Annotated in this window: 9 protein-coding genes and 1 pseudogene; 1 reads left to right on the top strand and 9 read right to left on the bottom strand. The window is 63.9% G+C overall.

All coding sequences use genetic code 11. From position 1 onward, the window contains the following. Window positions 1-8 precede the first annotated feature (8 nt). The 9 genes from B5F88_RS04320 to hemW all read right to left on the bottom strand — a co-directional run bounded on the left by B5F88_RS04320 (window position 9) and on the right by hemW (window position 12,728). Window positions 9-1,976, bottom strand: coding sequence for an HlyD family efflux transporter periplasmic adaptor subunit (locus B5F88_RS04320; protein WP_087342027.1), 1,968 nt, complete (start codon window positions 1,974-1,976; stop codon window positions 9-11). Window positions 1,977-2,220: 244 nt separating this feature from the next. After that, window positions 2,221-3,948: a phospho-sugar mutase gene (locus B5F88_RS04315; RefSeq protein ID WP_087342024.1), complete on the bottom strand. Its 1,728-nt coding sequence runs from the start codon at window positions 3,946-3,948 to the stop codon at window positions 2,221-2,223. 132 nt (window positions 3,949-4,080) lie between these two features. After that, on the bottom strand, window positions 4,081-4,569 hold the full coding sequence (gene rlmH, locus B5F88_RS04310) for a 23S rRNA (pseudouridine(1915)-N(3))-methyltransferase RlmH (protein ID WP_087342021.1): 489 nt from the start codon (window positions 4,567-4,569) through the stop codon (window positions 4,081-4,083). Then, complete coding sequence (locus B5F88_RS04305; protein WP_087342181.1) at window positions 4,566-5,354, bottom strand: MBL fold metallo-hydrolase; 789 nt, start codon at window positions 5,352-5,354, stop codon at window positions 4,566-4,568. The genes rlmH and B5F88_RS04305 overlap by 4 nt, the downstream gene beginning before the upstream one ends. A gap of 67 nt (window positions 5,355-5,421) precedes the next feature. Further along, window positions 5,422-6,714 (bottom strand): UDP-N-acetylglucosamine 1-carboxyvinyltransferase, encoded by a 1,293-nt coding sequence (locus B5F88_RS04300; protein ID WP_087342018.1) that lies wholly within the window; start codon window positions 6,712-6,714, stop codon window positions 5,422-5,424. Window positions 6,715-7,014: 300 nt separating this feature from the next. Next, window positions 7,015-8,001: a lipoate--protein ligase gene (locus tag B5F88_RS04295; RefSeq protein WP_087342015.1), complete on the bottom strand. Its 987-nt coding sequence runs from the start codon at window positions 7,999-8,001 to the stop codon at window positions 7,015-7,017. Between the two features lie 6 nt (window positions 8,002-8,007). Continuing rightward, window positions 8,008-8,358, bottom strand: coding sequence for an arsenate reductase family protein (locus B5F88_RS04290; RefSeq protein WP_087342012.1), 351 nt, complete (start codon window positions 8,356-8,358; stop codon window positions 8,008-8,010). A gap of 24 nt (window positions 8,359-8,382) precedes the next feature. Then, window positions 8,383-11,394 carry a phosphodiester glycosidase family protein gene (locus B5F88_RS04285; protein WP_087342010.1) on the bottom strand — a complete coding sequence of 1,004 codons (3,012 nt, stop codon included), beginning with the start codon at window positions 11,392-11,394 and terminating at the stop codon, window positions 8,383-8,385. Window positions 11,395-11,522: 128 nt separating this feature from the next. After that, the gene (gene hemW / locus B5F88_RS04280) at window positions 11,523-12,728 is read right to left on the bottom strand and encodes a radical SAM family heme chaperone HemW (RefSeq protein WP_087342008.1); all 1,206 of its coding nucleotides are present in this window, start codon (window positions 12,726-12,728) and stop codon (window positions 11,523-11,525) included. Between the two features lie 130 nt (window positions 12,729-12,858). Here hemW and B5F88_RS04275 point away from each other — a divergent pair. Next, a pseudogene (locus B5F88_RS04275) lies at window positions 12,859-13,097 on the top strand (RluA family pseudouridine synthase); the annotation flags it as partial.

Here is a 13,097-nt window from a genome sequence, read left to right as displayed (position 1 = left end):
TAGCCCTCTTAATAATACATCTGTTCGGGATTCTGATAGCCCAGGAAGATCACCTGTCCCTGGGACAGGCCCCGGACGATCTCCACCTGGGAGTTGTCGTTGAGGCCCACCGTCACCGGCACCGCCCAGAAGCCCTTGGGCTGCTCCCAGGAGGGATCGGGCTCCAGAATGGCGTTGACCGGCGGCTCATCGGACTGGACCCAGACAATGGCGTTGTCCGTGCTGCCCGTGCCGCCCATGGACCCGTCCATAGAGCCGCCGCCCACGACCACGCCGCCGCCGGGTATGGCTACCGACATCAGGGGCTTGGCAAAGGCGCCGCCGCTGTAGCGCTGGGGCACCGCCATGCTACCGTCGCTTATGACGGTACCGTCATCTGCGGGCAGCATTTCGCCCTCGATCATGCCGTCCTCGGGCAGCATCTCGCCGTCCGTCATGCCGTCCTCAGGCAGCATCTCGCCGTCGATCATACCGCCCATATCTCCGCCTTCGGAGGGGGCGGCATCCAGGGTATCGGGCAGGGTCACGTTGTCAAAGCTGACGTACTTGACCGCCTGGATCGGCACCACCAGACAGTTGTCCGATTCACTGGCCACAAAGGAGTAGCTGACATAAGTACCGGGGATCATAGAGCCGTCAAAGTTGTCCACCGTCACCACCGCGGGGACGGAGGCCACGCCGTTCTCTCCGGAAGCGGTCATGGACACGCTCTCCACAATGCCCATATAGGGAGTGCCGTACTGGTCGATGTTGACCATCATACCGGCCTTGACATACCGGGCGTTGCGCTCATCCACGGTAATCTCCACCACCATCTGGGTGGTGTCGGCAATGCTGATGCCCTGACCGCTCTGGACCTCCGCGCCCTCCTGCAGGCTGCAGGACAGGACGGTGCCTGCGATGGGGGAGGTTGCGTTGTACTTGGCCAGCTCGTCATTGGCGGTTTTCAGCTTCTCCTGGGCGGCCTTCAGGGCTTCCTCCTTGGAGGCGATCTCCTCGTCGGTGTTCTTGGCGCCCAGCTGGACCATCGTCTGACCGGCCTTCACATCGCCGTAGTTCATCAGGTTGAACTGCTCCACCGGGCCGGAGGCCTTGGCCTTCACCACGGTAGTCTCGTAGAACTCCAGCTTGCCGTTCTGATAGGGGTAGATGGGGGTGCCGTCGCTGGCCGTCAGGCCGGCGGAGGCCTCCATCCCTTCGGTAAGGGTGCCGGGATTGTCCAGCACGAACACCACCTCGAAGTGGGTGGCTCCCTCGGGGGAGACGAAGCGCACTTTGTTGATCTTCTCCACCGTACCGGTGCGGGAGTCCATGATGGCGGGAATGGAGACCTGGGCGGTCTGACCCACCTTGATCTGGTCCTCGTAGGCGTAGCTGTAATAGAGGGACAGCCGCAGCTTGGTGTCGTTGACAATGGTGGCGATGGTGTCGCCCTCATTGACGGTGTCTCCCACCTTCAGGTCGGCCACCTCCCGCAGGTTGCCGCTGTGGGGGGCCTTGACGGTGAGCTCGGCGATCTTGTCATACACCGCCTGCAGATCCTTCTGGGCGTTGTCCACGCTCTCCTGGGCGGCGGTAACTGCCTCCCGGGCGGCGGTATCGTCCATCTTGTAGAGCTGCTGGCCTGCCTCCACCTGATCGCCCTCCTGGACATAGAGCTCCAGAATGGTGCCCGTGCCCGGGGTGACGCTGGCGGAGTTGCGGGCTTTGGTGGTACCGGAACCCTCCACCGTCGACTGGATGGAGCCATATTCCACGGTGCCGGTCATGACTTCACCCTGTTGGTCGGTCTCCCGGAACACAAAGTACCACAGGATCACGGCCACGGCCACCACCACCGCGGCGGCCACCACAATTCCCGCGATGAGCTTTCCTTTGCCCCGCCGTTTTTTCTTCTTGGGCCCTTTGGGAGTGGCCGGCGCCGGGCTGCCGGTCTGGACGGCCTGTTCCATCACGGGCGTCTGTTGATCCGTCATGTTGACATCCTCCTTGTTTGCAGTTGCTTCCACACAAATTCTACCACAGCGGGACTGGCTTGAAATTACAAAGCAATGACAAGTTCTTAAGGAAACCTTAAATTTTATGTCCCATTCATTAGACGATGCCGGAAGTAAAAGGTTTCCAACTTTTTATGGAAAATTTTCTCCAAAATCAGACAGCACCCCGCCCCGGCCGATCCGGCGGGGGCAGGGTGCTGAACGCTGCGGTTGTATTCCTTTGTCAGCCCTTGAGGGACTCCGCCCAGGCGGTGTACTTGGACACCTTCTCCTCACACTGGGCCTTGGTCTGGTCGTTGGCCAGGATATAGACCTTGACCTTGGGTTCGGTGCCGGAGGGCCGGACGATGAGGCTGGTGCCGTCGGCCATCTCGTAGCGCAGCACGTTGGAGCCGGAGAGCTCCATGGCGGACTTGCTGCCGTCGGCCACGGTGACCACGGAGCCGTCCTTGTAGTCCTTCTGCTGGAGCACGCCCACGCCGGCGATCTCCACCGGGGGCTTGGCGCGCAGCCCGGCCATCAGGTCGGCCATCTTCTTCAGCCCGTCCAGGCCGGGCATCACCAGGTTCAGGGTCTTTTCTCCATAGAAGCCGTACTTCTCATAGCACTTTTGCAGGGCGTCGTACAGGGTCATGCCCTGCCCGGCGTACCAGGCGGCCATCTCGGTGAGGGCCAGGGCGGCGGTGACGGCGTCCTTATCCCGGACATAGTCGCCCAGCATGTAGCCGTAACTCTCCTCGTAGGCAAAGATCACCTTGCCCTCCCCGGCGTTTTCCAGCTTGTCCTTCTTTTCGGCCAGGAACTTGAAGCCGGTAAAGGTGTCGTAGCAGGCCAGGCCGTTGGTCTCGGCCACCTTCCGGGCCATCTCGGTGGTAACGATGGTCTTGAGGGCCACCGGCTTGTCCGGCATCTTGCCGGTGCGCTTTTTGGCGCCGATGAGGTAGTCCAGCAGCAGTACGCCGGTCTGGTTGCCGGAGATGGTAATGTATTCGCCCTGGTTGTCGCGCACCATGATGCCCACCCGGTCGGCGTCAGGGTCGGAGCCCAGAATGAAGTCGGCGCCCTCCTTCTTGGCCAGCTCCACCGCCAGGTAGAACCCCTCGGGGTTCTCCGGGTTGGGGGAGACCACGGTGGGGAAGTTGCCGTCAATGACCATCTGCTCAGGCACGCAGATGACGTGCTTCATGCCCAGCCGGCGCAGGGCCTCGGGGATGAGCTGGTAGCCGGTGCCGTGGAAGGGGGTGTACACCATCTTGAAGGTGTCGGCCACCTGCTCCACCGCGGCCTTGTCGTTGACCTGCCCCATGACGTTTTCCAGGAATTTCTCGTCGGTCTCCTTCCCCATGAGGGTGATCATGCCGCTCTTGAGGGCCTGGTCATAGTCCATCCGCCGGATGGAGTCGAACAGGTCCAGCTCCTCCATCTTCTTGGCGATGGCGGCGGCGTGGTGGGGGGGCAGCTGGGCGCCATCCTGCCAGTAAACCTTGTAGCCGTTGTACTCCTTGGGGTTGTGGCTGGCGGTGACGTTGACGCCGGCAATGCAGTGGTACTCCCGCACGGCGAAGGACACCTCGGGGGTGGGCCGCATGGCGTCAAAGAGCCGCACCCGGATGCCGTTGCCCGCCATGACGCAGGCGGTCTCTCTGGCAAAGGCGTCGGAGTTGTTGCGGCAGTCGTAGCACACCGCCACGCCCCGCTCCATGGCCTCGGCCCCCTCGGCCTTGATGACCTCGGCAAAGGCCTGGGTGGCGTGACGGATCACGTGAATGTTCATCTGGTGCAGGCCCACGCACATGGTACCCCGCAGGCCGGCGGTGCCGAACTCCAGGGGGGCGAAGAACCGGCTCTCGATCTCCTTGTCGTCGCCGGCGATGGACTGCAGCTCCGCCTTTTCGGCATCGCTGAGGGCGGGGCTGTTGAGCCACTTTTCATATACCTCACGATAGGACATGGGAATAACCTCCTATACCTTTAAATTCCATGGCAGCACCTCTGTGCTTTTGTTATTATAGCACAAACGCTCTGGTATCGCTACCCTGAATTCCGGCATTTCGCAGGATAAAATGCAAATTTTTTCCTGTCACTATTTGTGATACCCCGAGCCCTCCTGGATTTTGAAGCAGCGGTAGAGCTGTTCCAGCAGCATAACCCGGGCCAGGTGGTGGGGGAAGGTCATGGGGGACATGGACAGTCTCAGCTGGGCCAGCTCCTTCAGGGAGGGATGCATCCCGTAGGAGGAGCCGATGAGGAACACCAGGGTGCTCTTGCCCGCCGCCGGCCACTGTTCCAGCCGGGCGGCCAGCTTTTCGCTGGATAGGAGCTCGCCCTCCACGCACAGGGCCACCACCGCCGCGCCCTTGGGCAGCCTGCTCTTCACCGCCTGGGCCTCTTTTTCCAGGGCGGCGTCGATCTGGGCCTGGGAGGGATTGGCGGGCAGCCGCTCCTCGGGCAGCTCGGTGAGCTGGAATTTGCAGTAGGCTCCCAGCCGCTTGGCGTACTCCGCCGCCCCCTCTATGTAAAACTTCTCCTTCAGCTTGCCCACGCAGATGACAGAAACGCTGATACCCTTCATATCCGGTACCTCTCCCCGGTCTGGTCTCTGGGGGCCACCTCCAGCCGCACGTCCTGGCCCACCCGGACCCCTCTGTGTTCCAGGGCGGAGCGCACCACGTCGTAGGCCCGCTGGGGGGTGTTGTTTTCTCTGGACAGGTGGGCCAGCACCACCGTGCGGGCGCCCCCCTCCACCGCCCGGCACACCAGCTGGGCCCCCGCCTCGTTGGACAGGTGGCCCCGGTCGCCCAGGATCCGGCTTTTGAGGGAATAGGGGTAAGGCCCGGACTGGAGCCATTCCACGTCGTGGTTGGCCTCGGCCACCAAGAGTTCGGCGCCCCGGATCCCCTCCGCCACCTCGTCGGTGACGTGGCCCAGGTCGGTGACCACCGCCGCTTTTTTCCCTCCGGCGGACAGGGCGTAGCCGGTGCTCTGGGCGGCGTCGTGGGGGGTGGCGAAGCTCTCCACGTCCACCCCGCCCAGGGAGAACCGCTCACCCGGGGTAAAGGTATGGAGCACCTCCTCCAGGAAGGGGATGCGGTAGCACAGCTGCATACCGGTGCCCCGGCTGGCGTATACCGGCACCGCCAGCTGCTTGGTCATGGTAGCCAGTCCGGCGATGTGGTCGGAGTGCTCATGGGTGACCAGCACGGCGGACAGGGCCTTGGGGTCCAGCCCCATGGCCTTGAGGGCGGTGGTGATCCGGCGGCAGGAGATGCCGGCGTCCACCAGAATATGGGTGTCTCCGCTGCTCACCAGCAGGCAGTTGCCGCTGGAGCCGCTGGCCAGGGTACAAAGTTCCAGCACAAAATCGCTCCTTCTCGCAAAAAACAGGCGGGGAACCTCCCCCGCCTGCATGACGGAATATCAGTTGTCAGCCCACCTGGCTCTGCTTGTCCTCGTCGGGGGTAACCACCACCCGGATGTCGGCACCCACACCGGAGAGCTTGCGGACGATGTCCTCATAGCCCCGCTCGATGTGGTGGATGCAGCCGATCTCGGTGGTGCCCTGGGCGGCCAGTCCGGCGATGACCATGGCGGCGCCGGCCCGCAGGTCGCAGGCCTGGATGCGGGCGCCGGTGAGCTTGTCCACGCCCTCGATGACGGCGATCTTGCCGTCCACCTGGATCTGAGCGCCCATGCGGCGGAACTCGTCCACGTAGCGGTAGCGGTTGTCCCACACCCCCTCGGTGAGCACGCTGGTGCCCTCCGCCAGGCAGAGGACGGCGGCAATCTGGGGCTGCATGTCGGTGGGGAAGCCGGGATAGGGCAGGGTCTTGACGTTGGTGCGGGTGAGCTTGCCGGTACGGCGGACCAGAACGGCGTCGTCCCGCTCCTCCACCTCCACCCCCATCTCCAGCAGCTTGGCGGTGATGCACTCCAGATGCTTGGGGATAACGTTCTTGATGAGCACCTCGCCTCCGGTGGCGGCCACGGCGGTCATATAGGTGCCCGCCTCGATCTGGTCGGGAATGATGGAGTAGGTGCCGCCGGAGAGGCGGTCCACCCCCCGGATCTTGATGACGTCGGTACCGGCGCCCATGATGTCGGCGCCCATGGAGTTGAGGAAGTTGGCCAGGTCCACGATGTGGGGCTCCTTGGCGGCGTTTTCAATCACCGTCATCCCCTGGGCCAGCACGGCGGCCAGCATGATGTTCATGGTGGCCCCCACGGATACGATGTCCAGATAGACGTGGGTGCCCTGCATCCGGCCCTTTTCGGCCCGGGCGTGGATAAAGCCGCCCCGCACGTCCACCTCGGCGCCCATGGCCACAAAGCCCTTGATGTGCTGGTCGATGGGCCGGCCGCCGAAGTCGCAGCCTCCCGGCGGGGGCACCTCGGCGGAGCCGAACCGGCCCAGCAGGGCGCCAATGAGGTAGTAAGAGGCCCGGATCTTCCGGGCCAGCTCCTCGGGCACCCTGGCGTTGCGGATATGGGAGCAGTCCACGTCCACCGTGGTGCGGTTGACGGTGCGCACGTCGGCGCCCAGCTCCTGGAGGATATTCAGAATCAAGGTCACATCGCTGATCTGGGGAATGTTTTCAATGCGGCAGCTGCCGTCCACCAGCAGGGCGGCGGGAATGATAGCGACAGCGGCGTTCTTCGCGCCGCTGATGTCAATTTCTCCAAACAGCGGTTTCCCGCCGTGAATCACATATTTCGTCAAAGCAACAACCCTCTATTCCTTCCGCCGGAAGGGCTTTGCGCCTTCCGGGGTATCCAAGGGCCGGCGTATCCGCGGCCCGTTAAACACAAAAACAGGCGGCATCTGAAAACTCAGTGCGCTCCTTCACGCATACATTATAGCATATATCTCGCCAAAATCAAAGAAAATTTCACGCTCCTTTTTCCGTTTCCGTTTGACCACAGCTTTTCCGTTTTCTGCATGTTTTATACATAACCGCAGAGCGCGGAGCTCCGCCTGCCGGCAGAGCTCCGCGCTCGTTTTGTTTTGTGTTTGTCCGGTCTATTGCAGCAGGGCGCGGCAGAGGGCGTCCAGGTCCATGCCCCTGCAGTACCGGCCGGGATCCACGCCGGAGAGCCACTCCCGCAGGGCGCCCTCCTCCAGCGGACAGCCCAGCAGCAGCCGGGCCAGCTCCTCCGGCTCGTCCAGGCTGAAAAAGTCTCCGTAAATGTGGAGAGTATTCAGTCTCCCCTGCTCCACATCCATGTGCAGCTCCAGCTGGCCACAGCCCTCCACCCGCCGCTTTTTCACAATCTGGCAGGGGGGCGAAGCGCCGAAATTCCAGTCCCAGGTGCTGTACAGCGTGTCCCGCAGCCGCTGTACCTCATCCAGCTGCTCCTCCGTGAGGACCAGCGGCTCCATGTCGTAAGCGTTCATCAGGGCCTGCCGCAGCCGGACCAGAAACTGCCCGGTGGGCAGGTCCTCCTTCACATAGGGCCGCACGTTGGTCACCCGGCTGCGCACCGAGGTCAGTCCCTTGGAGGTAAACTTGTCCTCCGGCACCCGCAGGGCCTGGCCCACCACGCTCAGGTCGGAGTCGTAGAGAATGGTGCCGTGGTGCATCACCCGGCCCCGCTTGACGTACTGGGAGTTGCCAGAGAATTTTTTCCCGTCAATGGTCATGTCGTTGCGGCCGCTGAGCTCGGCGGTCACGCCCAGCTCAGCCAGGGCGGCGGCCACCGGCCGGCAGAAGGCGGAAAAGTCCATTCCCCCGCCCTCATGGGGGGCGATGAAGGTAAAGTTCACGTTGCCCAGGTCGTGGTACACCGCCCCGCCGCCGGAGAGCCGCCGGGCCACCCGGACATTGTGCTCCCGCACGTAGGCCATGTTGACCTCCTGGAGGGTGTTCTGGTGTTTGCCCACCACGATGGTGTTGTCGTTCTGCCACAGCATACAGCAGGCCGTATCCTGCCCTGGCCCGTCAAAGACCACCTGCTCCAGGGCCAGGTTGTAATAGGGGTCGGTGCTGCCGCTCTCCAGATAGCGCACGGCGGTCTACCCCAGCTGTTCCGCCCACTGGGCCACTTTGAAGCCCACCAGGACGAAGCCGTCTCCCACCAGGATCGGCCGCTTGACCAGCATCCCGTCAGTGGCCAGCAGGGCAATCTGTTCCTCCTCGCTCATACCCGGGAGCTTGTCCTTCAGGCCCAGGGCCTTGTACTGCAGGCCGCTGGTGTTGAAAAACTTCTTCAGGGGCAGGCCGCTGGCCTGGAACCAGGTCCGCAGCTCCTCCTCATTGGGCCGCTGGGTCTTGATGTCCCGCACTTCCACCTGCACACCTCTGGCCTCCAGCCACTTCAGGGCCTTCTGGCAGGTGGTGCACTTGGGGTAACAGACAAAGAGCATGGGTAAAAACCTCCTCTTTTTTGGTTACAGCATGGCGTAGAGCAGCTTGGCCACCTCGCCCCGGGTCAGCAGGCCGTTGGGGCGGATCTGGTCGTTGGTGCCGGCCACCACGCCCTGGGCCACCAGGATTCCGGTGTACTCCGCGGCCCAGGCGGGCACCTGCGCGGCGTCGGTGAAGGCGCTCAGGTCAGCCTGGGTATAGCCCTTGGCCTGGATGCGGCCCAGCAAGGTGATGGCCTCGGCCCGGGTAATGGTGGCGGTGGGGTTGCACATCACGCCCCCTGCGGTCTCCGCCCCCTGGAGGAGGCCCAGGCTGTACATGGCCTTCACCTCATTGATGGCCCAGTCGGGGATCTGGTCCTTGTCAGCGAAGGGGAGCTCCACCCCGCTGTACAGGGCGGGGTCCAGGTCCATCCAGTGGGCCACCATGGCGAAGAACTCCGCCCGGGTGATGTTCCGGTTGGGCTGATACTGGGGCACGTCGCCGCCGGTCCCCTGGGAGATCCCCTGGTCGTAGAGGAAGGTGGCGTAGGGCTCGGCCCAGTGTCCCGCCATATCGCCGAAGGGGGAGGTGCGCTGGGTGGCGGGGGAGATATCCGCAGAGGCCCGGGCCAGGTTGCCGCTGGCGTCCCCGGCCACCAGGGTAACCCGGTGGTAGCCGTTGTCGGCGGCGGGCAGGGTAGCGGACAGGGTACCGGAACTCTCGTTCCAGGTAAACTGCAGGGGCGCGCCGTCATAGGTCAGGGTCAGGTTCCCCTGGGGAATGGTCTTGTCCATGTTGTCGCTGACGGTGGCGGTGAGCTGGGTGCCGCTGGCCTGGATGGTGATGGTGGGGGCGGTGGTGTCGGTGAGCTGTTCATTGGCGGTCACCAGCTGATCCAGCCAGATGGTGCCGTTCTGCTTGCCCTCGCCGCCGCCGTAGACCACCGACAGCTCGGTGATAGAGGCGGTACCCTGGGGCAGCTCCACCATCACGTACCGCCAGCCGGTAAAGTCCAGGGCGGTGAGGAGGAACTGCTGGCCGCCCTGCCCGTTGGCGGTGGCCATCAGGGTGTTGCCCGAGCCGTCGCCGTAGACCCACATGCCCAGCCAGCTCTCCCCGGCGGGGATGCTCAGGCTGGTGCTCAGGCTGGCCACGCCGGTCGCTCCGGCCTGATAGGCCAGCTTCACGCTCTGCTTGCCGTTGTGGACGTAGTCCAGCCCGGTCTCCGGCGCGGCGGTAAGGGAGGGCGTGGAGATAAAGGTGCTCAAATCTCCCTCACAGTTCTCCAGGGTCTTGATGTGTCCGGCCACGCTCACCTGAATGGTGGTGGTTTTTCCTCCCGCCGAGACGGTGAGGGTGCCGGTGCCGCTCTTCTCTCCGGCGGTGAACAGGCCGTTCTGATCCACCGTACCCACGCCGCCGCTGACCGACCAGGTAAAGCAGGTGTCCTGGGCGGTGAGGGCCAGCTTGCGGTAGACGGCGGAGGCCTTCAGGTCCACCTGCTGGCCGGGGTCCAGATTGAGGCTGGTCACCGCCGCGCCGGTGGACTCATTGGAGACGCTGATGGAGTCTGGGGTCTTTACGGTGGTGAGATAGGCGGTGCCGGTATACAGGCCGTCGCTGGCGGTGACCTGGGAGAAGCCGCTCTCCGTTCCGGCGGTGTACAGCCCGGTCTCGCTGACGGTGCCGCCGCCGCTGGTCACCGACCAGCCCACCGGATTGCCCTGGGTGAGGTAATAGGAGCTGTCCAGCCCGGCGGCGGACAGCTGGACCTGGGCCCCGGCCAGCAGCATCTTGTCGCTGGGGGTCACATAGTAGGCGGCCAGCTGGCCGGTGGGCTGGAGGGTGGTGGTGAGGAAGATGGCGGTGCTGTTGGACCGCTGGGCCCCGTCGGAGGGCTTGTTCACCACCTGCATGCCGTTCTGGTCCGGGTAGGTGACGCCGATGGTGGTGGAGCCGCCGCCGTCCATGCTGATGGCGTCCACGCAGCCCAGCTCCACCAGCCGCTGGGCCACCTGAGAGATGGTGGCTCCCACGCTGTGGCCGGACTGTTTTCCGTCTATGGCGTAAAAGACCACCGTTCCGTCGGCCTTGATGCCCACGGCGGAGCAGGCGGTGCGGGAGGGGTCCAGGCCGGAGGCCACCTGGCCGTTGGTGACGATTTTACTCACGCCGCCCAGGGCCTCGGTGACGTTGTTCCACCGGGCGTCGGCGGCGGTGATGGAGAGGGTGACCTCGCTGCCGGGCTGGAGGGCCCGCAGGGCGGCCAGCAGATTGGCGTCCTCCTCCCCGTTCAGGGTGAGCACCGCCTTCCCCTCGGGGATGGGGATGGCGCCGGTGGACTCCAGCACCTGATCCACGGTGTAGCGCACCGTCTTGCCGATGGTGGGCTGCAGGGGGCTGGTCCCGGTGCCGTCGTCCACGGGGGTGAGCACCACGTCCACACCCGGCTTGGTGTTCTGGGTGGTGGCGGAGAAGTCGGAGGTCATGAGGGTGATCCCGCCCACCCCGTTTTTATAGGCCTGCCGGATCTTGTTGATGGCGCCGGTAAGGGGGTAGCTCTGCCCCCCGAAGGACACCGTGGTGGTCAGTCCGGGCTGGCCGATGAAGGCGGTGCCGTCGGCGTTGAAGCCGATGGCCCAGGAGTCGTTATAGTAAGAGGTGGCCCGCACGCCCCCGTTGGTAACCACCAGGCCGGTGGTGGCGCCGGTGGCCATCACGTACCAGTCGCCGTTGAGGCCGGACACCACCCGCTTGCCCTGGCTCTCCAGGGACTGGGCCATGCCGGACAGGGTGGCCTTGGAGAGCACCTTGTCGCCATAGGCCACCGTAGGCACCACATTGGTGTTGGGGGTGTAGCTGACAAAATATTCCGTACGCAGGTCGGAATAGGTGTCGCTCCAGAAGATGTTTGTTCCCAGAGCGGTACCCTGGGAGATGGGCACGCTGCTCTTATGTAGGTCCCAGCCCAGGGCGTTGGAGGCGGAAGCCGCCGTCACCGTGACTGCCAGGGCCAGCCCCAGCGCCACGCCCCGCCGAATCGTTTTGTTCATTATGTTCCTCCTATGCCGTGATCCAAAGTCGCTATGGGCATTATGTTAACACAAAAGCCCCCGCTTGTAAACAAGCGGGGGCCAGCTTTACAGAATTGTCAGGAATACGGAATTTCAGACAAAACAGGTCAATTTTCCCCATTTTGCTCCGGTCCGCCCTCCTTGAGGCGCAGGGTTTTTTCCAGGGTGGCCTCCTCCTGGATGCTCAGCAGCTCGCCGATGAGCTGGTTGGATACCAGAAAGCCTTTGGGGGTCAGATTCCACCGCCGGTCGTGGCGCTCGGCCCAGCCCTGGCGCTCGTACTCCTCCAGCTTCTGCTCCAGGGGGTCGAAGTTCATGAAGAACTCCCGCCGGTACTCCCACTCCTCAATGCCCCGGGTGGTGCGCAGCCGGAGCATCAGGTATTCGCTGCCCCGCTCCCGCTGGGGGATGAGCTCGGACTCGTCAATGACCATGCCGCCGCCCAGCACGCCGGAGATATATTTTTCCAGGTCCCGGACAAAGGAGTACCGCCGCCCGCCGAAATCGGAGTGGGCCCCGGGGCCGAAGCCCACATAGGACCGGCCCATCCAGTATTTCAGGTTGTGCCTGGACTGGAATCCGGCCCGGGCGAAGTTGGAGATCTCATACTGCCGGTAGCCGGCCTCCCCCAGCCGCTCCACCATCCACAGGTACATGTCGGCCTGGGCGTCGTCGTCGGGCAGCTTTTCCCCCCGGCTCACCCGGTAGTCCAGGAGGGTGCCCGGCTCCACCTTCAGGCCGTAGCAGCTCAGATGCTCCGGCTCCAGGGCCAGGACCTGCTCCACCGTGTCCTTCCAGCCGGCCAGATCCTGGCCGGGCAGGCCGTAGATCAGGTCCAGGCTCAGGTTTTTGAACTTGGCCTTCCGGGCGGCCTGCACCGCCGCCTTCACCTGCTCAAAATCGTGGGGCCGGTGGAGGCTGCTCAGCTCACAGGGGTTGGCGGACTGGACCCCCAGAGAGAGCCGGTTGACGCCCGCCCGCCGCAGGCTCTGGAGCATCTTCAGATCCACGCTGTCCGGGTTGCACTCCACGGTGACCTCCGCGTCCTTGGACAGGTCAAATCGCTTGGCGATGGTACGCAGCAGCTCCCGCAGCCGTTTTTCTCCGAAATAGCTGGGGGTGCCTCCCCCAAAATACACCGTATCCACCTGGCAGCCCCGGGTCAGCGGCCCGGTCTCCTTGATATGGGCAATCAGGGCCTTTTGGTAGTCGTCCATCCGGCTCTCCTGTCCCGCCAGGGAGTAGAAGTCGCAGTAGTCGCACTTGCTGCGGCAAAAGGGGATGTGGACGTAAATACCCAGTTTTTCCGCCATTGGAGCACCTCGCTTTTGAAGGGACGGGGTCTGATACCCCCATGTGTAAGGGATATTATACTACAAAAACCGCCGTTTGAAAAGCGTTGCGGGCCATGCTATACTGGAAAAAAGGAAAGAAGGGATAGCAATGGCCATACAAGAGCCCCGGCGGCTGTCGCTCCGGGTGACGCAGGCCCAGGCCGGGGAAAAGATCGACACCCTCCTCCGGAGGGAGCTCCACCTGTCTGGCACGGTGATCCGCCGGGTCAAGTGGCTGGAGGACGGCATCCTGCTGGACGGGGTGCGGGCCATCACCGGCCAGCGGGTGGCGGAGGGACAGGAGCTGTCGGTGCTGGTGTCCGACCCCCACCCCGCCGGGGACATGGT

Source organism: Flavonifractor sp. An306 (genome assembly GCF_002159455.1).
Taxonomy (GTDB): Bacteria; Bacillota; Clostridia; order Oscillospirales; family Oscillospiraceae; genus Flavonifractor.
Note: the sequence above shows the minus strand (reverse complement) of the source record. Positions and strands in the feature narration are given on the sequence as shown.

Excerpts from the sequence above, each read along its gene's own strand:
- B5F88_RS04320 (WP_087342027.1), bottom strand. The coding sequence starts at position 1,976 with ATGACGGATCAACAGACGCCCGTGATGGAACAGGCCGTCCAGACCGGC.
- B5F88_RS04315 (WP_087342024.1), bottom strand. The coding sequence starts at position 3,948 with ATGTCCTATCGTGAGGTATATGAAAAGTGGCTCAACAGCCCCGCCCTC.
- rlmH (WP_087342021.1), bottom strand. The coding sequence starts at position 4,569 with ATGAAGGGTATCAGCGTTTCTGTCATCTGCGTGGGCAAGCTGAAGGAG.
- B5F88_RS04290 (WP_087342012.1), bottom strand. The coding sequence starts at position 8,358 with ATGCTCTTTGTCTGTTACCCCAAGTGCACCACCTGCCAGAAGGCCCTG.
- B5F88_RS04285 (WP_087342010.1), bottom strand. The coding sequence starts at position 11,394 with ATGAACAAAACGATTCGGCGGGGCGTGGCGCTGGGGCTGGCCCTGGCA.
- hemW (WP_087342008.1), bottom strand. The coding sequence starts at position 12,728 with ATGGCGGAAAAACTGGGTATTTACGTCCACATCCCCTTTTGCCGCAGC.